The sequence below is a fragment of the Halobacterium sp. KA-6 genome, from assembly GCF_021029015.1.
In the GTDB taxonomy this organism is placed as follows: Archaea; Halobacteriota; Halobacteria; order Halobacteriales; family Halobacteriaceae; genus Halobacterium.
In genome coordinates, this window is record NZ_JAJJZH010000011.1 from 35,057 (window position 1) to 57,928 (window position 22,872).

Consider the following 22,872-nt stretch of genomic DNA (forward strand, 5'->3'; position numbering starts at 1 on the left):
TGTTATCAGAGTTAAATCACTCAGATACACGATTTGCTCGTTGTCACTCCTCTTCGGTGACGCCCGGCACCGAAAGCTGGTCGAGGACATCTTCGATGATCGCTTCACGTTCGACGCCCTTGGCATCCGCCTCCGCGGTCAACACGAGGCGATGCTGGAGAGCGGGGATCGCCGTGGTCTTGATATCGTCGGGCACCACGTAGTCGCGGCCGGCAAGCGTCGCGCGGGCCCGTGACGCCTCGAAGAGCTTCTGGATGCCGCGCGGACTCACACCGACGTCGACGCGATCATCCTCACGGGTCTGGCGGCCAATCCGAACGAGATACTCACGCAGCCGCGTCTCCACGTCGACGGTCTCCGGCACGTGTTGCAGGTCGGCGACCGTTTCGGCGCCATCCAATACTGGCGTGACGCTGGGGACGTGCTCGAACCGATTCGCGCGCCGATCAATCAACTCAAGTTCGCCTTCTAGCCCGGGATACCCCATACTCGTTTTCACCATGAACCGGTCGCGCTGGGCTTCCGGCAGCCCGAACGTCCCCTCCTGCTCGACAGGATTCTGTGTCGCAATCACGAAAAACGGACTCGGCAACTCGTGAGTGGTGCCGTTCACACTCACTTGCCCCTCCCCCATCGCCTCAAGCAGCGCGGCCTGCGTTTTCGGGGGTGCGCGATTGATCTCGTCAGCGAGCACGACGTTCGCGAACACCGGCCCAGGCTGGAACTCAAACGTCCCCTCAGCCTCATTATAGATGTTCGACCCGGTGATGTCCGCCGGCAACAAGTCCGGCGTAAACTGGATGCGGGAGAACTCCAAGCCAAGCGCTGTCGCGAAACTCTGTGCAGTTAGTGTCTTCCCGGTCCCCGGGACGTCCTCGAGGAGTGCGTGCCCGTCCGCGAGTAAGGCGGTCATCACGCTCTCGAGGAAGTTGTCGTCAGCAATCACCGCAGCTTGCACTTCCTCAAGCACGTCCCCCACGCGGTCGCGCGCCGTCGACGAGTCCATACGATGACAGGACAGGGACGGTCGCAAATAACTATCGCTCCCATCTAAGGCAGGTGCGACCTAAAGACCGAATCAGCGATGTGCTGGCCGTGGGAGCGCTTTCGAACCGTAACACGAATAAAATTGAAGGCCGGCAAGGTGGATACAGATTCGGGAACCGAGGAATACCCGGATAGCGGGCTTCGTGCAAACTGGGCGCGACAGCACTTGTTTATTTGTTAGCGTTGCTGGAGGTTCGTGAAGTCGGTCTGGAGCCAGTCAACTCGGGTGTCGAGGCGGTCACGTTGATGGCGGAGGTCTTGCAGAAACCAGTCGGGATCGTCAGTCAGCGCCACATACGAGAAGTCGGTGGGTTCGAACTCGAATTCAGTTTGATACGCTTCACCGATGGCATAATAGGCGTGCACGCGACGGACTGCGGTTTTGGCGTCGGCGAGACGGTGCTTGGCATCGGTGACACACTCCGCTGCGTCCTCAAACAGCGACTGTAGTGGGTCCTCGCTTTCAGTCATTGTGTCCGGCTGGTCGCGTTGAAGTCGCGTCTCGATATCATCGAACAGCCGCTCCGCCTTCGTTCGGCACCGCTCGATCGTCGTGAATGCCTCCGTCGCGATCCCATAGGCGTCGAACGCACGGAGATAGAGACACTCTGTGTAGCGCTGGACGGCGGTCTTGAACGCCGTCCAGTTGAGACCGAGTTCGCTGCCACGCCCATTCAACTCCGGAAACCACGACTCCGACAGTTGGGTAGCAATATATTCACGGAGGGCTGTGCGGTCTTCCTCATCGGTTAGGCCCGCGCCAGGCGTACCCTCCCTGTCCTCGAAGAGGTCCGCGAGAAGGTCGTCCGTCTGCTCGGTACATGCGTCCAGCAGCGGTGGTGCGATCTCCGCAATTTCACTGTGGCAAGCGTCAAGCGCACTATCGAGGGTGTCGTGTGGCCCAGTCAGCGTGAGCCCAGCATCAGGCACCGTCGTCATTTAGACACACCAACAAGATGTGCGCCTCCCACCAAATAATTTGGGACGGCTGACAGGAACTGCTGGCTGTTAGTCACGAGAAACCCGTGTGCTGACGGGGCTAGTCAAGAATGAGGTCGCCGTGGGTTCACTACGCATTGGTGAGCGACCGTGCGGCAGCGGCAGAGACGGTGACAGTACTCCCGGACTGCGTGGCTTGCTCGACGGCGACCGTTTCGAAGAGCGCGGCGAGCTCCTGTAAGTACGACTCCGGCCGCTGCTCGTGGATCGTCAACGTGGCTTTGTCGGTGTGTGTCGCCCCATGATTGAGGGCGTAGATGCGTGCGAATACCGCCTGCTGCGAGTTACTGCACTCGCTGACGAACGCCGGAAGTGTTGTTGCAGTCTACTTGACCGATGCCGATGCTGGGACACCCATCGCGATGAGGACGCGAGCGAGCACGGCGCCGTCCGTGGTTGGGCGTGCTTCAGTCGCCCGCCCTTCGGTATTCGCGTTGACGACGTCGTAGTCGATGCCAGCGGGTCCGCAATCTGCTCGAATGGCCCGTCGTCGTGGTCGAGCGAGAAATAGACGTGCTCTCGCCGGAAGCAATACTCCCGCCGCTCAGCGCCCACGCCGCAAGTTGGACGAGCGCCCGCTCGGTGTCGGGTGTGCTATGTGTCGCAAGCCAGCCGTGTGCTTCGGCGGTCTGGATGCCACGAACGACATCTGGCCGGCTGCCGTTTATCATGATCGGATCCGGCTCCGTGGCAGGTCAAGCCGGGAGGAAACGGCGCCACTTCCGAGCGACGGATGGTTCGCAGTGTACTCAAGGACGCGCTGATAGTCGGTAACTCAGTCTAGGGGTCGCGATAGTTGGGTGGATGATAGGTGCGAGCGGGGTCTTGGGTGGTGGCCAGTACCATTATTAATCGGGTGACGGCGTGCGGTATGCTGTCAATTATTTCCCAATAGACTTTAACACTCCGGGTGAGACATCTCTACGTACACGCACAATCCGGAATGAAAAACGGAGGGACTAGCTCCACCTATTCGTGGGTGGTGTGCCACCGTATCTCTTCCGGTTGCGTGCACTCAACCCAATCATGAAGAAAAACAAACTCGAAATCCCAGACCCAGACGACCGCGGTGTGTCACCCGTTATCGGCGTCATCTTGATGGTCGCAATCACCGTCATCCTCGCCGCCGTCATCGCCAGCTTCGTCCTTGGCTTCGGCGGCCAAACCACCCAAAGCGCTAGTGCTGGTGTCGAAGTTGACGCCAGCGGTAATAATGCTAATGTGACAGTTATCACTCTCGGAGAGAACGCTGAAGGAGTAACCTGCGTACAGGGGTCTGCTACTGATGCTCCTGATACCACCATCGCTGGAGTCGGCGAGACAATCGAGTGTAATACTGGCAATAATGTGATTGCCGTCGGCACGGATGGCGCACAGAATTCCACCATCAGAACGAACATCGGCAACTAATCAACGATGTTCGAGGAACTATTGAATAGTCGGTCAGTAGATGAAAGGGGTGTCTCGCCTGTAATTGGGGTGATACTTATGGTGGCAATCACCGTGATTCTCGCTGCGGTGATCGCCTCATTCGTCCTTGGGTTCGGTGACAACATCAGCCAGAATGTTAATGCTGGCGCTGATATCGAAGCAACCGAAGGCACAGGCACTGATACCGGCGAAATCAGTGTAACGTGGATTAGTGAAGGAACCGCGGAGGAGCTTAGTGTCTCAGTTTCGGGATCTGGTGCTAGTAATATAGACGGTAGCACCAGTCGAACGCTCAGTAATGTCGGTGATACAGTCACTTTCGAAGAATCAAGCAGCGGGGCTACTGAGGTGCGAGTGACTGTTACCGCGGAAGGGTCTGGCGGCCAACAGACCGTCATCAGTACGGAAACAGTCACAATCTAATCGGTTCTCGTTCGGTTTTTCGTCTAACCCGGCATCATTACCGGTGAACTACTCCACCCTACTCGCGGACGGCTGACGCCGTTCGTTCGTTGAGGGTGGGGCTTCCTGTTTCGATGACGCGCTTTGCAGACACCGACTCAACGCGAGTCGTGCCCGTAGGGAGCGCAGTCTCCACAGGCGTCGATTCGGGCCATCCCAGCCCTAATGCAGCAAACCCGCGCTGCAAGACGTTCATCGCCGCGTTTGCATCCCGATCCGCTTCGAATCCACACGAGGGACAGGCGTGTTCTCGCACCCAGATCGGTTTTGCTGTCTCCACACCACACGACGCGCATTCCTTGGTTGTTCCCGCCGCGTCCACCTGCACGACGTGAGTGCCGTACAACTCGGCCTTATATTCGAGCAAGTTGATGAATTGCCGCCACGCCGCATCCTGCTTGTTCCGGGCGTTGTGCGACTGTTCGAGCATCTCTTTGACGTCCAAGTCCTCGACGAACACGGCGTCGTATTCGCGGACAAGCCAGGTGGTGAGTTTGTGCTGGTAGTCCAGCACCTTCCGACGGATGTGCCGCTTGACCTTCGCAAGCTTCCGTCTTTGTTGGTCGTAGTTGGTTGAGCCGTGGTCTTTCCGCGAAAGTTTGCGTTGCTCGCGGCGAAGCCGCTCATACTCTTCGGAGAGGTCAAGCCAGTCGACGGCTTTGCCATCCGAGGTGTGGATATAGTTCTGAATACCGAGATCAATCCCGATGGTGTTAGTCGTGTTGAGGGAGTCTATGTTGGGTTTCTCGGGCAAGTCAGCTTTGTCGGTTTCGAGGCCGAAGGAGACGAACCACTCACCGGTCGTCTCCTGTTTGACCGTGACTTCTTTGATGGTGGCTTCGTCGGGGAGTGGACGGTGATACCGGATCGGGATGTTGCCGATTTTCGACAGCCAGAGGGTCGCACGTCGGCCACTCGTGTTTTTGAGTTCGAAGCCAGACTGCGAATACGTCAGACTCTGGTATTCTCTCGATGATTTCCACTTGAGTTTCCCGACCTTGCGGCCGTTCTCTTTTTGCTTGGAGAGGTTCGAGAGGTTCTGGTAGAATCGCGTGACGGTTCGCTGGAGTGCTTTCGAATGCACCTCTTTGAACACAGCGAAGTCGTCTTTCCAGTCGGGGAGTCGAGAGTGGTGTTTGTACGCTGACCCGATATTGTCGGCGTCGACGTTCTCGTACTCGTAGCGAGTGTAGTTGTACGCCTGACGATGAACGTCGATATGGTAATCTAGTGCACCGGCTACTTGTTGTGTCGGATATGCACGGTAGCGGTGACTGTACTCCAACGCTATCCCTTGATTCGGGGTGTGTCTACTTAATGGCTTATATTGCTGGCCGGCGATTCATCCCCTCCCTACTCGCTCGCATTGCTCGCTCCTTGAGGAACGGGCATTCTCGCCTTATCTCTGGTAAACGGCGCACAAAACGCTGTTTCGGAGTGCAAACTCACTGGCACCGCCAGTACGTGAACAGGCTCTACGGCAGGCAACGATTCCAGCGCCTCAACGTATGACCAGTCTTCGAGTAGCCGTCATCCACGAGCGGCGACGCCGTGCGCCTATTGCCGGTGAGGCTCTCTGAAAGAATACTCGTCTCCCGTGTCTGAGATGCCACTCGTCGGCTCCCCAAGCAACGTGGGTTGCCCGCCGCTATTATACCCGAAATATTAGGTCACTGCAATCAAATATAGATATGGGCGGAAGAGTCACACGCTCTGTCCACCTCGTTCCATGACCACAAACGAGTTCAGAGAAGTATCACTCCAAGACTGACAAAGAGGTCGGATACAAGAACGGTAAGTCAGCTGTACTTAGCGAATCAAATCCCCACATCGAATAATTCTCACCGGCTGATTTGCTGTGGGAAAGCCGGCACAGTCGGCACTCGCGAGAACTACAGTCCAGACTGGTCTGTGAACGTGTCCGGTGATTCGGGGGGCACGCAGAAAGCTTATCACGGCTACTCTCGGTTCTTGGCCTTGTGCAGGAGCGGATACCCGCAGTGAACGGTGGCGAGATCGGGCTCGTACTCGGAGCTGTACTCTATGCGGGCGTCTGGCTGGCAGTGTTCGGTTCGGGTTCGCCGATTACGTTCTATCTCTGGATTGCGTTCGGGGGACTTGCGCTGGGTGGCCTAGCGGGCTTCACCCTGGGACGAGAGCGGTTGGTCACTCCGGTCTCGCTCGCTCTCCTCGTCCTGTTGGTTGGAGGGCTGCCGACTGGTGGCGTCGACGGGGGCCTGTCCAGTCCGGGCGCATACTCGATGGTGTTCATCTTCGGATGGCCGCTGCTCTTCGTGCTGGCTGGCCTGCTGGCTCTCATCGAGCACTACGACAATATCTGGCCACAGTCTCCACTGTAGGTAGCGGGCAGGCGTTCGTCTGTCCTTCTCGAACCGACGACCCACATACGGCAGGTGCTCACCAGCTGAGTTGACATTGAACAGCCGCTCAGTAGGGCTGCGAGCCGCCCAGAAGACACTTGCCAAACCTGTCATGAGCAGGTAGTAATGCCCCCTGACCGGTCTCGCCGTGCCATCCTTGCGAGTCTCGGGAGCGTACTACTTGCCGGCTGTAGCGGCATCCCACCGACCGAGACACCCACACCGGACACCCCAACTTCGACCACGCCCGTTCCCTCCTCGTCGACGCCGTGTTCAGGATCTGGCGATGTAACGCTTACCGCTGAAGGCGAGGTGTTTACCGTTGATGAGAGGTACGACGGATTTGAGTTCACGCTCCGGAATCAGACGACGGCTTCGCTGACGATCACGCGGACGAAGGCGTGGGAGATCGAGAGACGCACAGCCGTTGGCTGGGAGCAAGTCGCAACTGAGGGCGGTGTCGCAGACGGTGAGACTCGAACGCTGGACTGTGGCGAGGAACACGCATGGCATCTCGCACTCTTCGAACATCCAACGCCCCCTGGCCGCAAAACTACGTACCTGTTCGTGAATCTCGCCGAGGGCCGGTACGAATTCTCGGTGACGGGGACTCTCGAAACTGGCGTTGAGATCACTCGGTCAACCCAGTTTGAAGTGCGGAGACAACTCCCGCCCCAGACAGAGACTGAAGACTGATGTCTGGGGTACGATGACCGTTCCGCGACGCATTCAGGCTACGACCAGTAAGATTGCTAGCGTGCGAAACAGCCGTCACACACCGCTGCTTCCCGTGAGAACCACCCACATTTCTAATGACACGTAAGGTAACCAATCACTGATGCCGAACCTGAATCGGTCTCCATTCATCCTGACTGCCTTCCTCATCGTGCTCGCGGGGTGTAGTGGGCACCCCGTCACGCCTGGGACAACTGATGCGCCGGACGCGGCGACCAGCACAACCACCGACCGCGACACTCCCCAGTCGATGCTCGCACCCGGCCTTACCGACTCGGGTGTGACTGACGCGTGGGCGCTGGCACAAGCCCATCGCGACAGCCTCGCCAACACCACGTACACTGAACGTAGCCAACGCACCGTACACGCAAATGGCACGCTCCGCCGAGCAGTGACAACGACACTCCGGCAAGGACAGAACGAACAGTACGTCTACGAGCGCCACGCTTACGGTACGGCCGCCGCACTCCCGAACCTGACGGTATTCCGGAACGCATCGACGCTCGTACAACGGACCTCTTATAGGAACGGCACCGTCGCGTACAGCGGCCCCGAGACAGCTTCGACGCCCGCGACAGAGCACTACGGGAACGTCTACGCCGTGCTGAGCGCGAGTCCCACAACCGTCGAAGCGTCATTTGAACGCAACGGCACGACGCGCTACCGCGTGACGTCAACTGGTCCACCGACGACTTCGTCGGCGTACGCCGGCGTCTCCAATTACACCATGACTGCGCACGTCGGCCCCGATGGACTCGTCCACGAGTACACCATCTCCTATGCAGCGATCCGGGATGGCCAGACAGTTACCGTCAGCACTGCAGTGCAGTTCACTGCCCGCGGAGAGACCGTTGTTCAGCCGCCTGAATGGGGTGCAGACGCGCTCGTGAACAGCTGAACCGCGCTAATTCATGGGCGTTAATAATCGATTTTGAACAGTGTTCGCAGTGGAACCGCCGTCCAATACAGGGAACGCACGCAGCATAAGGGACACTCAGTCGTCGACTGCGTATACGTCCCCGCGACGCTTGGTTCGGGCGATAACGAATCGTTGCTCGTCCTATCGGACTGTCGCGGAAAGACGAAATCCGCCGACGCGACGGGGCAGTTTGCAGATTCGGCTCTGGTATCAGTAGTACGCGTCGGGCCGTGGGATAATACCGAAAACAACGAGCCACGGTACTAGCTCATCGCAGCGGTGCAGGCCGGGGTGGCCTGCGCCGGCTCGCAAAGGCAAATGTGCCGCAACTGGTGTGTCGCTGGTCGCACAGTAGTCCTCGGGTGCGCTCAACTCGCATGCTGTGATGGCCGGGGTAGTCCTCAGGCTACCCGCCATCGCTGCGACCGGCGACAATCCCTCAATTAGTCAACCAGATACCTAAAGGTATGGAGTCGTGCAGTTGCCACCGATCACAGTCTTCGTCAGTGCCCCGAGGGAGGTAAAAGCCAGTCCTGCTGGCTGCGGGACGTCCTCAGTTGTGTCACTCCGGATAATCTAGGCGCCTCAAATACGATTCACAACCAACGAACACCGCGTATCGTTGCATACTCCCCTCGTTAATTATCGATTAGTTGGCGGGATGTCGCCGACCACGTGAGGGGCGAGAACACAGGCCGAGTTGTCTGCGACGACGCACTCGTAGGTTGTGTTCAAGGGTGATCGGCGACACCGACTGCTGGGCTTGGCAGCCACCTAAGTATTCTGATTGCCCAGTAGCGCAAGCGAGCGTTCGCGATCAGGACCACTGTAACCTACAGGCACCGAACGTACCTTCGAGGAGGCGATGGCAGTCTCCTTTCTCGAAAAGGGCGGCCGCTACGAGGGGTAGCCCGCAGCTGGGAACTGGTACGAAGTCGACGTTGCCGAGACGTGCACGTGCGCGGATTGGGACGTATCGAAGTTTTGAGGCTGGATGCGAACACCGCGGCGCGTCGACATCGAACTCAACCCCGGCCGTGGTCCGCGGCCTGATGGTGTACTCCCGGAATTGGCGCGCTAGCGTGAGTATTACCCAACAGAACACCCCGGAAACACTCCACTGTTGGTTAACTCGAGTTACCGATGGCCGAGCCATCAACGCCACCGACAGCAGTCCCTGGCGAGCCCGTCGACTTGCTCGGCGATTGTTCGCCCGGATGACTCCGTCAGGTCGCCAGGACCACCGAAGAGCTCCCCGCGTATCCCGACCAAGACGAGCAGTCGAAGACAGCTGCAGTATTCGAGGCCGACGACCGATCAGAGGGGTTCCTGCAAAGGCGTCCACCGCGAGCACGGAAATCAACCACGACCGCTACTATGATTGGCAGTAGCGGGATAGCGAACACGTCTGTTCCGCGTACAACGGGCCCAAGTTAATTCGGACGACTAACGCCTGCTCAATTGGAGACGCCAGTTGCCGCTCACTCGTTGAGGTCGACGTACTGTTGTTCCCATTCACGTCGGGCAGTGATTTCGCGGCGTCCACGCTTCGTCACCGTGTAGTAATTCGTGCGCTCGTCAAGTTGTCCTTTCTCAACAAGTCCCTTTTCGACGAGCGTGTCGAGGTTGGGATAGAGGCGGCCGTGATGGACTTCTGACTCATAGTACTCCTCAAGTTCATCTTTGACGGCAAGCCCGTGCGGCTCGTCTAACCCGGCGATAACGTACAACAGATCACGCTGGAAACCAGTGAGATCGTACATATATCCCCAATAACTCTAAAATCGTATCATTCTTCGCATCTTCTCCCCACCAGCCTAACTCAAGATACGTGGAAAAGGATGTCTGTGAACTGGTTCACCACATGATCCAGTGGGTCTGACCCGGTGAGAATCACGCTCTGATGTACATTTCCACCGGTAGAAGCCAGCCCCCAAGCTACTGGAAAGAGTCGTTGAGAAGTGATAGGGGGACCCCACTGCGTCCGCATAATCTGACCGTTAGAGTAACGGTCACTAATCAGATCCTCAAGCTGGATTTGCACCATCGCAGAGAGTACGTTTCGTCTGTCTTTCCAGCTCTTAGTCAGGCCTGCTGAATCGTCTCCTAGAGGCGCCAATTAACGCCACCAGTCGCGTACGTTCACGTGACCACAGACACACCGGACAACGAGTGAAAAGCTACGTTACCCTGCGCGCCACCCACTCTCCATACCCCCGTGAGAGCGTTGGTTTCACAGATAGAGAGTACATTTCGTCTGTCTTCGGTTGGGTGCTGCTTGGCTGTACTGAGGAAGTATGTTGAGAGAAATCAAGTAGGGTTCTTCGATACTTCGCGAGGATGGGGACCCCCCTGTGTCTGCATAATCTCGCCCGAGGAGTGGCGGGACCTACTCAGATTGTCGTTGAGTAGTAGCGTCAGTGCGATTAGATTAGTGTTATACTGTACTCTACGATTAGCCCTCCGTCGAATGATCTTGATTCTTTTTCGTCCTGTGGGATCCATCGGATGTTGGCTATAGATTCGAGATCTAATGCTGGATTATGCAGTCATGGTGGGGGGTGCTGTATACTTAAAGAACGAATTATCCAGACATCCCGGACGCAGAAGACGATGGGGTTATACGTGTGACAGCGAATGCTCTCTATATGTCCAAGTCATTTAGCGACCAATCCAGTCTTTTCGTCGACGAAACCGTTCTGTATGACTCTTGGACACCAGACGAATTACCCGAACGAGAACGCGAACTTGACACACTCCACGACGCCCTCGCTCCAGTCGCTCGCGGTGCCGCCCCACACAACACATTCGTCTACGGAAAAACCGGCCAAGGGAAAACCGTCGGTGTCACCTACAAACTAACCGACCTCCAAGATTTCGCCACAGACAACGACATCGACCTCTCCATTATCAAGTACTCGTGCGCAAAAGACAACACCTCCTACCAAGTTGCATCTAACCTAGTCGAGGAACTAAGCGGGGAGAAACCACGTGGCTACGACAAGAAAACCGTTTTCGACCGCCTCTACGACAACCTCCAAGATCTCGGTGGCACCGTTATTATTGTCCTCGACGAAATTGACTCAATTGGCACCGACGACGACATCCTCTACGAACTTCCCCGTGCTCGCGCGAACGGCCACCTTGAGGATATGTGGGTTTCCGTAATCGGAATTTCAAACGACTTTGAATTCCGTGACAACCTCAGCCCAAAAGTCAAAGACACACTATGTGACGAAGAGATCCATTTCTCCCCCTACAACGCCAACGAACTCCAATCAATCCTCCAACGACGCGCAGAGAAAGCCTTCCACGATGACGTCCTCACCGACGACGTCATCCCACTTTGTGCAGCGATGGCCGCACAAGATAAAGGATCAGCACGGCAAGCAATTCGCTATCTGTACAAAGCCGGCGAACTCGCATCAAACGCCGGCGACGACGTCGTCACAGAATCCCATGTCCGTAATGCTGAAGACATTATTGAACGGAAAAGCATCGAGAAAGGGATTCGTGACCTCACAACACAAGATCATCTCGCGTTGACTGCGGTTGTCTCGCTCGAGATTGATGCCGAAACACCCGCACGGACGAAACAAGTATACGCGGAATACAAGCAGATCGCACGTCAGATTGGAGCCAATCCAATCCACATGCGGCGTGTTCGCGATCACCTTCAGGATTTGGACTTAGCAGGTGTGGTAAACGCGATAAACAGGAATACAGGTATTCAGGGCGGACAACATTATGTATTTGAGCTGACCGCAGATCTTGAAATGACGATTGAGGTACTTCGTGAGACGGAGCGATTGGGGGACGTAGTGGATCACATTACGGAGTGATTATGCGGACGCAGGGGGGTGTGGGGGCGTCAAGTTTACGCCGTCAATAGTGGTCTCGGGTCCAGACGTTCACAGAGGGTCATCAGATACGGAATCGGAGAACCACCTCGGCCATCCTCTCCGACCTTGGCAAAGACAGACGAAGCGTCCTCTCACGCTATCAGGTTAAATGCCTGAAATGGTGATTGGTTTTCTGGGCACATGTTCGCGGAGTATTCGTGATCACCTCCGAGCTCAGGACTTCGTGAAACACGGCGACGAGGGGGCGCGGTAGACGATATCACCGAGCGTTTATGCGGACGCATGGGGGTGTGGGTCTTCAAGTCCACACAGAAGTAGTGGCCCAAGCTGGAGCCGATTCACAAAGCGAACGTCGGCCGCGAAATCGAAGAGTAACATCAAACAGCCATACAGACTCTGGCTATCCCAATCAAAGACAGACGAAACGTACTCTCCCTCTACCAGGCTGAGTTTCTGAAACGGTGATTAGCATCCCAGACATATGCTCGAAATTCCCTTGGAGCAGCGCATCCACTCCAAGATTAGGACTTCGCGAGGTACAGCGATGAGAAGACGTGGTGATCGCATCACTGGATATTATGCGGACGCAGGGGGTGTGGGGCTGGTCTAGAACGCTCATTTGAGGACTAGATCATGGCTGTTACCAGTCTTGAGCGCCTGCTAAGAGGGCGTCAGCTTTCTCGTGGATCGGCGACGAATTCGTATAGGCCGCCTTGATTTAGTTGTGTGATCCAGCCGGCGTTTTTCAGGTTGCGGAGTGCATATTCGACTTGGCCCTTGTCGAGGTTTGAGTGTTCTCGAAGGTAGAGTGGGTTTACGCGCCCCCAGGGTTCGTCGGAGTCTCGCCCACCTTTGAATAGTTGGAGGATTGTCTCTTCGCGTTCGTTTGGTTCGTAATTCTCGTTTACCATCTGTTAGCCGTTCATTCTAGTGGGTCAAACATAATTCTCAGCCATACGCCAGGGGAATTGCTTAGCGTTTTGCTTAGCAAAACAATTAAGTGACTGCCACACTACGTATCGGGTGAGGAGCGTGGGATGCCTCAGAGGAAATGAGGCCGGTGCTAGGACACCGACCCCGTGCTCCGGAAACCTCACCGAAGCATGAAGCCATCAGACCGTACGGAGCAAGAAACTGTCGAACAGTCTAACGACCAGCTCGGCCCGGAGCTCAAGGAGTGCCTTGCCTGTGGCGCCATAGGACTTCCCGAACGTATTGAGGACCACGACTGTCAGTCGTTCCTCGGACAACGGAGGCGCCAATAATGGAGGAGGGGGTCTCAGCGTCAGAATTCCAAGACGTATACGTTCGAATCGAATCGGATCTCCTCGTTGTCGGGGATAGTATCCTTACTGACCGGCATCACGCTAGTAACGGGAACTATGAGGATGATGACCCACAGAACCAGATCGGCGGCATCATCCCTGCGTTCCCCCTATCAGGGTGGCTTCGCCACGGGATCGAAGAGGTCGTCCAGGAGTACGGCGGTACCGCCTGCCATCCCGGAGAGGCCAACGCGGACTTCATGAAAGACGACGTGTACGAGCGCGACCTCAACGCTGGCTATCACGAGAAAGGCGCGTGCACAGACAATCCAAAAGCAGACGATGGCTGCGTCGTCTTTGATCTCTTCGGTGGCTTCGGTGGCATCCCCGGGAAGGTGATGCGGCGCCCGATCAAATTCAATCCTGTTCGCTCCAGCGTCGACTACACGCGGGGCCAAGCAGAAGGCCACTACCGCCGCCTCAACCGCAACATCGTCTCTCGCAACGCTGAGGACAACCGTGAACCCTTGCGGAACGTCGAAGTAGACGCTGTTGCCAACCTCGATGGCTGCTGGCACCTCTCCTTCCGGGAACCCAAACCCGAATTTATCGGCCTGCTAGCTGAGGCAATCGACTTCCTCGATGCCCACAAGACAGATTTCATGCACCAACTCGGTGGCGCCCGGAACTTCGGCGCAGGCATCGTCGACTGCCACCTCATCAACCCACTCTATAATGAGCGGGAGCTGAAGCGTGTCTTCAACCGCACGAAAAGCACCACGAACGCGATGGCCGAGAAAGACGACCAGTGGACCGAGAAGCACCGTCCAGCGTTCGTGGAAGCGCTGAAAGAGCGAGTCGAAGAGTGATGTCTGATTCGAGAACTCGCGTTCTCATCAACTGCTACCGACATGACGCGCACAAAATAAACGGCCAACCCCACGACACTGCCCCAGAAACGTTCGCTGGGGTGCCTGTAAATCAGACAGTTCCGCATGGCGCGGACGGCGATGCGTCGGCGCTGAGCCGACCTAGTGGGGAGCCTAAGCAGACGATGGAGAATCACGAAACGCATTATCGGCTATCGCTCATCGAGGGCGAGAGTCGATACAGCCCCGATAAGTTCACGCGGAATGGTGTAGAGAGTGCTGTACGTGACCTCTTGATCGAGGACGACCATGAGGCCATGCATCAGGCGTGGCTGACAAGCGATGTAGTTTCGGTGTTCAACGAGACTGTCTACTACCCATACACGAGTCTGAAGTATCATACGCTGCTCGTGGCAGCACTCTTAGACAACTACCGCGACGGCCACGAGTTCGCCGACCTCCGGCTAGTCGTCGACGACGGCGGAGTGTTTGTACCCCACCGAACGGTGTACGCGTGCGAGGAGTTCGCCCTGCGGATCGATGTCGACCCTCGAGGCCAGCCGTCGGCCCGACTTGGGAGTCGCCCGTGGCGGTCGTGGGCGTCGGCATGGAACCGCCTGGAAGCGCACCCGCTGGAGACGGCACACGACAAGTACGACATGGTGCTTGATGCGAACCTCCGCCGGATTGCCGCGTGGTCAACCGCGCTCCAATACATTGAGGACTACATGGAGGCGTTCGACCGATGACGCGCATCCAGCAAGTTCACTGGGAACTAGAGATGGACTACATCGGCCATCCCTACTACGTCTCGGGGAACGCCATCATGCACGCACTCGGACAGCAACTCCCGCAGAAAACCCACCAGCACCTCCAAGCCAGCCACGGCATGTTCGTCCCCGGTCAGTTCGGGACGTTCCCCGAGGAGCATTCACAGAGTGGTATCCGAACATACCTTGGAAGCAGCCTCCCGGACGTCGAGAGCTACGATGACCTGTTTCTGATGCGGGAGGCGTCCCATTCATGGCTTCTCGACAGCCGCCCCCGGGACGCACTGAACACGCACGACATCCGTCCACAGAGCGGGCACCCGGCGCTGTCTCACGAGACGATTATGGGCAAGCCCGAGGGTGCTCGCAACCAACAGCAGACGACGAAGTGGTACATCAACGCCTACCTGCACGCCGATGACCCCGATTCACTCCCGCTAGGCGGGGACGTGCTTGACGGCCTCCAGTTCGGGGGTAAACGGAACTACGGCTACGGCGTCACACGGCTGAAGGACACACAGGTTGTCGACCTCGACGACTTGGACTACTCACGGCTTGAGGACGGAGAGACCTTCCTCGTGGAGGTGGCAACACCGTTTGTGCTGGAGTCGGAGTACCCCAAAGCCGCCGATCAGGATGTCCCGTGGTGGTGGAAGGAGAGCCGTCGAGATCTCCGTGAACGAGAGGAGAAGATCCTCGAACAACGGGAGGTCTACAAGCTTCAGACCGTCGACCACGGGCAGACCGTGAAATACGAGGGCAACCGGCCCATCGAGACCGCGAAGAGCGGTATCCTTCGTGTCGGCAGTCACTCGAAGTACGGCTTCGGCGAACTACGAGTGAAACCCGTCGAAACCCAATCTGACCAGTGCCAGGATTCGAGAGGACAGACGAACGGTACCGACTGAGATAACTCATGCAAGACGAGAGAATCGACTCGAGAAACCACACTGCAGACCGAATAAAGAAATCGTATTCGCAACAACTGCTACGAAGCCGGGTGCCTCGCTGAAAAACGCGGTGACAGTACGGTTACGATCGGCCATGTTGATGAAGCAGTCCATCAGGCCGCGGTCAACCGCTTCGAACGCCTCATCAGTGGTACAACCCCCCACGTCAAGTACATCCTCCACGCCTTAGCACTGCTTACGCGGGATCACCCTGGAGAGCAAGCATTCCGTACGCAACGCATTTACTCAGTTTATACTTCCATCGCTGAGCAGGAGGGGAGTAGTCCGCTTTCTGAGGATCGCGTGTATCGATTGCTCAAAGAACAATCATTTCTCGGTATCACTGAATCCAAGCACACGGGCGGCGGGATGAGCGAAGGTAGCTTTCTTGAGCATCACCTGATGCAAGCCCTGACATCGTCATCGAAGCGGTGACTGCCAGTTAGACCTCTGCTGGATTATTTGAGGGTCACTCGTTGTGGGGTGTGTGGATGATAGATTATGCGGACGCCGGGGGGTGTGGGGGCTTCGGTTCTTGTTGGGAGTGACGTAGTGGGGAAATGAGTTGCGGTGCTTGGGTTGGCGTGTAACCTAAGGATATTCGATAGAATGCAGTCACTGGTAGTTGTTGGCAGTCGATACGTCATCCAACGACGTAACGGGATAATGTGTCTTTGTACGGTGAAAATCGGTAAGTGAGCATACCGACTAAGCGGCTGTTTCACCCCAGCTCAAGCTGATTAGAACTGGTCTCGATGTCAGGCTTAGCTTCGGTAAGTACAGTACTCCTTGTTAGTAGAAGGAGTGGCCGCAGTCGTTGCAGTAGTATCCTTCGCCGCTTCCTTCGACGTATGCACTTTTTCCACAGTTTGGGCACTTTGGCATCCGTGGCATACCAGCCTGATTGTGTAGATTACTATTAGAATTTTCGCCGATACGTACAATTGAGCTACGTGAATTCCGCTCTTGAGACGCGAGGGAGAACGGGGGTTGTTCGCGAGAGTCGAATGGTGGTGTGGTGCTGGATGCTTGGGCTGGGGTGTGTGCTGGTGGTGTGTTGAGTTGGAAGGCCGGTAGCTGGTGGTTTTGGTGTGGCGAACGATTTGGGGTGGTTCTGGCTTGTGACGGCAATTGAGTGGCTGTTTCCCGGCATTCATCATGATTAACCGATGTTGTGTGGGTGATGACGCCTCTCAAACTGTATCTGTGGGTCGGGCTTGGCCTCTTCTTGGTTGTGGTGGCCGGGCTTGCCTACCTTGGATGGAAACAAACAGACACGATGTCCGACTTCGCAATCGCGAGTGAATCGCTTGGGCCGTACGTGCTTGGTGCGGCGTTCGCGGCGACGTTCTTCAGCGCCGCAACATTCGTCGGCTATGTCGGATGGTCGTACACCGCTGGCCTCGCGAATATTTGGTTGTTCCTGGCGCTGATCGGGGCGTCCCCAGTTGCGTTGATCTTGTTCGCGAAACGCGTTCGCGAAATCAACATCGACCAACACTCACTGTCACTGCCTGACTGGCTTGGGTCTTTCTACGACAGCCAGTTCATTCGCGTCTGGGCGGCACTTGCAGTGATGTTCAACCTGTTCTATATCGCCGCACAGCTCGATGCTGGGGCGTTGTTCTTCACGACGCTGCTTGGGTTCAGCAAAGAGATTGGTCTCACCATCATCACCGTCCTTGTCGTCCTCTATGTGATTGCTGGGGCGACGTTCGCTGACATCTACACTGACGCCGTGCAAGCGGTCTTGATGGCGATTATGGGCGTGGTGGTGTTTGTGTCTGCGTTCTGGACGATTGGTGGTGGGCCAATCGGGACGTTCACCAAGATTGGTGCGGAGATGCATGCGATCGATCCGGCGCTCACGCGGCCAACGAACCCTGAGTCGTCGGTCTTCTACAGCGCGTTCGCGATTGTGGCGTTGTTCGTCCTGGAGTTTGCGTTCGCCGCACAGCCCCAGTTGTTCAACAAAGTCCTCGCGATCTCGGACCCACGAGACCTCCGGAAGATGATCGTCACGTACGTCGTGCTGACGCTGGCGTTCATCCTCACCATCTTCGGTGGGTTCTACCTGCTGGTACTCGACTCGTCGCTGCAGGTCGCCGACCAAGCAATCTTCGTGTACGCGATGGATTACTTCCCCGCGATCGTCGCCGCATTCCTCGGGTTGGTAATCTTGTCGGCGGCGCTGTCGACGACCGACGGGATCTTCATCGTCCTCTCAACGGCGGTTGCGAACGACGTGTTCCTGAAATTCCTCGTTGGCGAGGGCTACATCGACATGGGCGATGACCGCGCCGACCGCGTCTCCAAATACATCGCGCAAGCAGTCGTCGTTATCGTTGGGGCAATTGCGTACTATATCGCATTGACGGCGCCGTTCAACATCGGCGAGCTCATCTGGGTCGGCATCTCCGGGGTGGCTGCGGCGACCGTCCCGCCGATCATGGTTGGGATCTATTTCCCTGGGTTTGTCACGCGGAAAGCCGCGATTGCCTCGATGATCACTGGGGTGCTCGGGTACGCTGTCATCACGACCGTCTCGAATGCACCCAGCGTCTTCGTTCGCGGGACGTACGCGCTCGTGCTCTCAACGGCCGTCATGGTCGGTGTGAGCGCAGTCACCGCCCAGGAGGATGGCGTCGCCGAAATTGAAGCAAACACGACCACCGGAGGTGACTAAGAATGGTATCCATCATGTGGTACGTTTGGCTTGTTGGGACGGCCGTATCGCTTGCGACGATCTACGTGCTGCTTCGCGTCCTCTACGGCGAATGACCGGCACAAGCACGCCCGACACCGACGACCTCGCTGCGGTTGCAGCCGAGCTCGGGTTCGATCTGCCCCAGGACGCCCTCGATGCCTCACGGGATGCCGCCAGCCAGCTCGCCGACACCGCCGCTGCCGTCCGCGAACGCGAACGCGAATCAACGCCAGCAACGGAGACACCACCACAGGACGGCCAACTCGATGACGAGTATGGCACGCTCCTGTATGGGTATGAGACCCCACGCCAGCGCGACACCGACGGCCGCCTCGATGGGTATCGCGTCGCAGTGAAAGACAACATCGCCGCGGCGGGCCTGACGATGACGTGTGGGTCCGAGGGGTTCGAGCATACGCCCGAATTCGATGCTGCGGTGGTTGGTCGCCTCCTCGATGCCGGCGCACAGCTGGTCGGGAAGGCGAACATGGATGCATTCGCGTTCGGGCCAAGCGGCGAATTCAGCGGCCAAACCCCCGTCACAAACCCACTCGACGAAGATCGGATTCCTGGAGGGTCCTCGAGTGGGAGTGGAGCTGCGGTCGCCGCCGGCACCGTCGACGTTGCCCTCGGCACCGACACCGGTGGGAGCGTCCGCATTCCCGCCGCCTGCTGTGGGGTTGTTGGCGTGAAACCCTCGTTTGGCGCCGTCCCGACGCATGGCGTCGTGCCATTCGCGCCGTCACTCGATACGGTCGGGCCACTCGCCCGTGATGTCGACACGGCCGCCGACGCCCTCACCGCAATTCAGGGCCCCGATCCACGGGATGCAACAACAACGCCAACCTCGATAGTCGAGTTGCCGGACACGCCGACAGTTGGGATTCCAGACTCGTTCCTCGAGGCGTGCACGCCCCCGGTTGTCGATGCGATCGACGAACTTCGGGACTCACTCAGTACGGACTTCGACGTGCGGCGTGTTGAGGTGCCGTTTGGCGCGATTGAGGAAGCGTACTCTCTTGTCGGCGCGACAGAATTCGCATGGTATGTCCGCCAACACGGCACAATCCGTGGGATTGGCGCGACCTACGACTCCGACTGGGCTGATGCTCTCCACGAGTTCATCACCGAGCAGGGGTTCAGCGACCACGTCGCCAAACGCGTGCTGCCCGCTGCCACACTCGACGCCCACGAAAACGGCCAGCCGTATGTCGCCGGGCGCCGCGAAGCACGCACCTTCGACCAACACCTCGAAGCAGCCTTCGCCGACGTTGACCTGCTCGTCACGCCGACGCTTCGGGCGCTCCCCCATGAACGCGGCCGGATCGGCGCCGACGACAGCATGTATGACCTGCTTGGGAACACCGCCCCGTTCAACCTCACCGGCCACCCCGCAGTCACACTCCCAATCGCCGAACGCGATGGCCTCCCAGTAAGCGCCCAAGTCATCGCTCCACGGTTTGCAGACGCCGCTGCAATCGCTGGCGCCAAACAAATCGAAACCAGCGTCAACACAACCTAACGCTCCCGCCGCTCAGCGTCTGGAGTTTGTATCGCGTCGAGACAGTTACGGTGAATGCGCGATATTCAATTCAAGTTCGTTCGTTGTGCCGAGGAGACGGGAGCGAATTTCTCGTTCGACGTCTGCGTCTTCGAATCGGCGTTCTGGTCCGGAGATGCTGATGGCGCCGACGACGCCACCGTCGGAGCGCCGGACTGGCGCGCCAAGTGCTGTGAGGCCTTCGATGTGTTCGCCGCGATTCACTGCATAGCCTTGTTCGCGAACCGTATCTAGTTCCTCAAGGAGCGGCTCACGGTCGGTGATGGTGTTCGTTGTTTCTTCAGGCAAGGATTCCGCGAGGAGGTCTTGGATGCGGTGGTCTGGGAGGAACGCAAGAATCGATTTTCCGGACGCCGTTGCGTGGAGTGGCATCCGGGAGCCAACCTGGGGCTCTGTCTCGACGGCGTGTTCGCCGGTTGCTCGAAACACACAGAAGCCAACACCATCCTCCTCAACGACGAATTGTGCGCGTTCACCGGTTTCTGCAGCAAGTTCTGTGACTTTCTCCTCGGCCAGCGCGTATGTCTCACGTTTCCGCCTGGCGGCCTCCCCAAGTGCGAGCAACTCGAAGCTCAGTTCGAACTCTCCATCCTCGTGAGTGATACAGTGCCGGTCGTTAAGTGTCCGCAGATGCCGGTGGACCGTACTCTTCGCTAACGAGAGCTCGTCCGCAAGTTCGGAGAGTGTGACGTTGTCCCGGCTGCGGATTTCGTCCAGAATGTCGAAGGCAGTTTCGACGGCCTGCACCGTGTCTCCAACCTCCGATTGTGGCGGCATACCACCACACTACCCACTCGCCGGTTTAAGCCCTCCGGGACCAAAACCCGAAAGCCAGCAGCAGGGTTCCAGACGGGGGAAGACAGACGAAATGTACTGTGTAGGGGTTGTGGTTTGCTGGCAAGAAAGGCGCGTGATCAGTCGCGAAGCTCGGCGACCGACTGACCGACCTCGCGAACGTGTTCACTTCGTTCAAGGTCGAGTTCCTCGGCGAGGTAGTCAACTGTCTCTTCGAGACTCATACTTGAAAGATATTCGTCAAGAAGTATAAACCTCGTGCTGGCGCAGCAATGTAGCCCATCAGAGGAAGCGCTTCTTTATTCCTACTCTCACAGCGCCTGCTGGAGGTGTGTGGGGCGGCTACTTGGTCCAGAAGCCATGTTGGCGGGCTTCGATTTCTGAGAGCGCCAGCGAGAGGACATCACGCCAGTCGGTGGGGTGTGTTGTATCGTCGCCGGGTGTTGGTGCGTCTGGGCCTGGATGGATGTGGTCGCGGGTGTTGTGATTGGACGGATGTCTGTCCCATCGGTGATCGAATGCGGTTGTCTCGTGGGCTTCGTGGTAGTGCAGCGAGAAATCGCCGTTTTCGAACCAGACAATCTCAAGACGAGCACGTCGAACACGTTCCGGATAGAATTGTTGGTCGTACCGACAGACCAGTCGTTCGGGAGCGAACGCTGGCTGTTCTTCAATCTTGGTGAAGCGATCGTCCGTTGCGAGGCGTTCTCGGATGGCGTCCAGCCGGTCGAAATCAATCGGCCCACCAGAAAGTGAATCGGACGGATCGTTCTCCTGTCCGTCCGTCATGCGACGGATTCGAGATCTGTAACGTCGCTAGACTGAGTAGTGAGTGCTCGTTCAATCAGTGAGATGCGACGGCGAGCAGTTTGCCATGCCGTGAGTTGCTCCCAGACGTCCTCGATGGATTGGTCGGTCGCGGCTGCATAACGTGTGAGCGAGATCGCCGATGGAGACTCAGCGTCGAATTCGCGTTCGAGTGCGGTTGCTCGTTCGGATTCGGATTCCAGCAAATCGAGTAATTCCTCGGATGTGTATTCGCTGCGTAGTGTCTGGACGCGCCGCCAATTCAGGTATTCTTGGTTCCGTTTGTACGTGGCTGGTGCGGTCGTCACTTGGGTGACGATGCCCATCTGTTCGAACCAGTCCAAGTATTCACGTGCGGCATCAACACCATGCCCTGCACGGTCGGCGACTTCGCTGGCGGTTGCTGGACTGTCGAGTCCGAGCACGGCATCGAAGAAATCATCGCGTGTTCGGTCACCACGGACGACGTCTTCTGGTGGGGTTAACTCGTCAAAGTCCGGCGCTGCTTCGCGTTCGCTGGCATCAGCTTGCAAGTCCGAACGCGGGTCTTCCATACACCAACCCACGGCCTAAAACGACATAAACCTTGCTAGAGCGGATTATTCCGTTTTCGATCAGCACCACGCTGCACTGGTCAGATCGCTTTCCGACGGGCAAACTCTCGTCTAACCAGGGCAAGCGCGGTCAACAATATTGAAACTGGTTGGACGCCTGTTGTTCGGAATTCCGTGATATCAATGCTTAGTCTAAGTCCAGCGAACGAAACTAGGAACAACCATCGGTAGGCAGAACTCAATCCCTGGGTTACAGACTGCGAAATCAGGTCGTCGCCGAGCTAGTGAGTAAGGAGAATATTGAATCGTGAGGAGAGTGTAGGTAGAGTAAGAATATGACTGTTTCAGTAGATGCGACTGTCAGGAGTAAGGGGGAAGTAACGATCCCAAAGCAGATTCGCGAGAAACTCGGTATCGAGGAAGGAACAGAGGTTGAGTTCATCCTCGAGGATGACAGGAGTGTGAAAGTACGGCCGAAAATGCCGGCGATGGAGCGACTTCGTGATGTGAAAGGATCTCTTTCGAAACACGATGTCGATGTCGAGGAGGTGCGCCGCAAGTCCAAATCCGAGTGGAGCTCGCATTACGATGAGGATGCAGCGTCAGCGACCCACAGCTGAAGGGGCTTCCACGCTGCTAGCGCTGTGACCTCCTTTTGTGGTGATCGGCAAGGAAGAGGTTACCAGTCCTCAATCGGCCTTGTTCAGTATGCGGTCGGCGACCTGTGGATATAGGTCGTCCAGTTGCTCGAGAGCCT

Annotated in this window: 21 protein-coding genes and 1 pseudogene; 13 read left to right on the top strand and 9 right to left on the bottom strand. The window is 57.3% G+C overall.

Annotation, left to right across the window (positions count from 1 at the left end; translation table 11 throughout):
- Positions 1–43 precede the first annotated feature (43 nt).
- The 3 genes from LPA46_RS16335 to LPA46_RS16345 form a co-directional block, all read right to left on the bottom strand.
- The gene (locus tag LPA46_RS16335) at positions 44–1,006 is read right to left on the bottom strand and encodes an AAA family ATPase (RefSeq protein ID WP_230893415.1); all 963 of its coding nucleotides are present in this window, start codon (positions 1,004–1,006) and stop codon (positions 44–46) included.
- A 218-nt stretch (positions 1,007–1,224) separates the two neighbouring features.
- Positions 1,225–1,986 (bottom strand): hypothetical protein, encoded by a 762-nt coding sequence (locus LPA46_RS16340; RefSeq protein WP_230893416.1) that lies wholly within the window; start codon positions 1,984–1,986, stop codon positions 1,225–1,227.
- Positions 1,987–2,116: 130 nt separating this feature from the next.
- On the bottom strand, positions 2,117–2,260 hold the full coding sequence (locus LPA46_RS16345) for a hypothetical protein (RefSeq protein ID WP_230893417.1): 144 nt from the start codon (positions 2,258–2,260) through the stop codon (positions 2,117–2,119).
- Positions 2,261–3,030: 770 nt separating this feature from the next.
- On the opposite strand from LPA46_RS16345, the gene LPA46_RS16350 reads away from it, so the two are divergent.
- Both LPA46_RS16350 and LPA46_RS16355 read left to right on the top strand, forming a co-directional pair.
- Entirely contained in the window at positions 3,031–3,456 is a 426-nt protein-coding gene (locus tag LPA46_RS16350; protein ID WP_442908265.1) for a type IV pilin, read from the top strand.
- Between the two features lie 6 nt (positions 3,457–3,462).
- The gene (locus LPA46_RS16355; protein WP_230893418.1) at positions 3,463–3,900 is read left to right on the top strand and encodes a type IV pilin; all 438 of its coding nucleotides are present in this window, start codon (positions 3,463–3,465) and stop codon (positions 3,898–3,900) included.
- Positions 3,901–3,958: 58 nt separating this feature from the next.
- Here the strand turns inward: LPA46_RS16355 and LPA46_RS16360 are convergent, their stop codons facing one another.
- The gene (locus LPA46_RS16360; protein ID WP_230893419.1) at positions 3,959–5,224 is read right to left on the bottom strand and encodes an RNA-guided endonuclease InsQ/TnpB family protein; all 1,266 of its coding nucleotides are present in this window, start codon (positions 5,222–5,224) and stop codon (positions 3,959–3,961) included.
- Between the two features lie 694 nt (positions 5,225–5,918).
- Between LPA46_RS16360 and LPA46_RS16365 the strand changes: the two genes are divergently transcribed.
- The 3 genes from LPA46_RS16365 to LPA46_RS16375 all read left to right on the top strand — a co-directional run bounded on the left by LPA46_RS16365 (position 5,919) and on the right by LPA46_RS16375 (position 7,953).
- On the top strand, positions 5,919–6,299 hold the full coding sequence (locus LPA46_RS16365; protein ID WP_230893420.1) for a hypothetical protein: 381 nt from the start codon (positions 5,919–5,921) through the stop codon (positions 6,297–6,299).
- A 147-nt stretch (positions 6,300–6,446) separates the two neighbouring features.
- Positions 6,447–7,016, top strand: coding sequence for a hypothetical protein (locus LPA46_RS16370; RefSeq protein ID WP_230893421.1), 570 nt, complete (start codon positions 6,447–6,449; stop codon positions 7,014–7,016).
- A gap of 142 nt (positions 7,017–7,158) precedes the next feature.
- Entirely contained in the window at positions 7,159–7,953 is a 795-nt protein-coding gene (locus LPA46_RS16375) for a hypothetical protein (protein ID WP_230893422.1), read from the top strand.
- A 1,502-nt stretch (positions 7,954–9,455) separates the two neighbouring features.
- Here LPA46_RS16375 and LPA46_RS16380 read toward each other — a convergent pair.
- A complete protein-coding gene (locus tag LPA46_RS16380; RefSeq protein WP_230893423.1) occupies positions 9,456–9,737 on the bottom strand; it encodes a PadR family transcriptional regulator in 282 nt (93 codons plus the stop codon).
- 885 nt (positions 9,738–10,622) lie between these two features.
- Here LPA46_RS16380 and LPA46_RS16385 point away from each other — a divergent pair.
- Positions 10,623–11,816: a Cdc6/Cdc18 family protein gene (locus LPA46_RS16385; protein ID WP_230893424.1), complete on the top strand. Its 1,194-nt coding sequence runs from the start codon at positions 10,623–10,625 to the stop codon at positions 11,814–11,816.
- A 692-nt stretch (positions 11,817–12,508) separates the two neighbouring features.
- Here the strand turns inward: LPA46_RS16385 and LPA46_RS19275 are convergent.
- The gene (locus LPA46_RS19275) at positions 12,509–12,748 is read right to left on the bottom strand and encodes a MarR family transcriptional regulator (RefSeq protein ID WP_442908266.1); all 240 of its coding nucleotides are present in this window, start codon (positions 12,746–12,748) and stop codon (positions 12,509–12,511) included.
- A gap of 353 nt (positions 12,749–13,101) precedes the next feature.
- Between LPA46_RS19275 and LPA46_RS16390 the strand changes: the two genes are divergently transcribed.
- The 6 genes and pseudogenes from LPA46_RS16390 (at position 13,102) to LPA46_RS16415 (ending at position 19,920) form a co-directional block, all read left to right on the top strand.
- Positions 13,102–13,971 (top strand): hypothetical protein, encoded by an 870-nt coding sequence (locus LPA46_RS16390; protein ID WP_230893425.1) that lies wholly within the window; start codon positions 13,102–13,104, stop codon positions 13,969–13,971.
- Positions 13,971–14,720 (top strand): hypothetical protein, encoded by a 750-nt coding sequence (locus LPA46_RS16395; protein ID WP_442908267.1) that lies wholly within the window; start codon positions 13,971–13,973, stop codon positions 14,718–14,720. The genes LPA46_RS16390 and LPA46_RS16395 overlap by 1 nt, the downstream gene beginning before the upstream one ends.
- Entirely contained in the window at positions 14,717–15,649 is a 933-nt protein-coding gene (locus LPA46_RS16400) for a hypothetical protein (protein WP_230893427.1), read from the top strand. The genes LPA46_RS16395 and LPA46_RS16400 overlap by 4 nt, the downstream gene beginning before the upstream one ends.
- Positions 15,650–15,730: 81 nt before the next feature.
- Positions 15,731–16,137 (top strand): annotated as a pseudogene (locus tag LPA46_RS19280) (cell division control protein Cdc6); the annotation flags it as partial.
- Positions 16,138–16,874: 737 nt separating this feature from the next.
- The gene (locus LPA46_RS16410; RefSeq protein WP_230893428.1) at positions 16,875–18,377 is read left to right on the top strand and encodes a sodium:solute symporter family transporter; all 1,503 of its coding nucleotides are present in this window, start codon (positions 16,875–16,877) and stop codon (positions 18,375–18,377) included.
- 91 nt (positions 18,378–18,468) lie between these two features.
- Positions 18,469–19,920: an amidase gene (locus LPA46_RS16415; protein ID WP_230893429.1), complete on the top strand. Its 1,452-nt coding sequence runs from the start codon at positions 18,469–18,471 to the stop codon at positions 19,918–19,920.
- Between the two features lie 45 nt (positions 19,921–19,965).
- On the opposite strand, the gene LPA46_RS16420 is transcribed toward LPA46_RS16415, so the two are convergent.
- The 3 genes from LPA46_RS16420 to LPA46_RS16430 all read right to left on the bottom strand — a co-directional run bounded on the left by LPA46_RS16420 (position 19,966) and on the right by LPA46_RS16430 (position 22,115).
- Positions 19,966–20,736 (bottom strand): IclR family transcriptional regulator, encoded by a 771-nt coding sequence (locus tag LPA46_RS16420; protein WP_230893430.1) that lies wholly within the window; start codon positions 20,734–20,736, stop codon positions 19,966–19,968.
- 360 nt (positions 20,737–21,096) lie between these two features.
- Positions 21,097–21,543 carry a hypothetical protein gene (locus LPA46_RS16425; protein WP_230893431.1) on the bottom strand — a complete coding sequence of 149 codons (447 nt, stop codon included), beginning with the start codon at positions 21,541–21,543 and terminating at the stop codon, positions 21,097–21,099.
- Entirely contained in the window at positions 21,540–22,115 is a 576-nt protein-coding gene (locus tag LPA46_RS16430) for a DUF7342 family protein (protein WP_230893432.1), read from the bottom strand. The genes LPA46_RS16425 and LPA46_RS16430 overlap by 4 nt, the downstream gene beginning before the upstream one ends.
- 335 nt (positions 22,116–22,450) lie before the next feature.
- On the opposite strand from LPA46_RS16430, the gene LPA46_RS16435 reads away from it, so the two are divergent.
- A complete protein-coding gene (locus tag LPA46_RS16435; protein WP_230893433.1) occupies positions 22,451–22,735 on the top strand; it encodes an AbrB/MazE/SpoVT family DNA-binding domain-containing protein in 285 nt (94 codons plus the stop codon).
- The last annotated feature ends 137 nt before the right edge of the window (positions 22,736–22,872 follow it).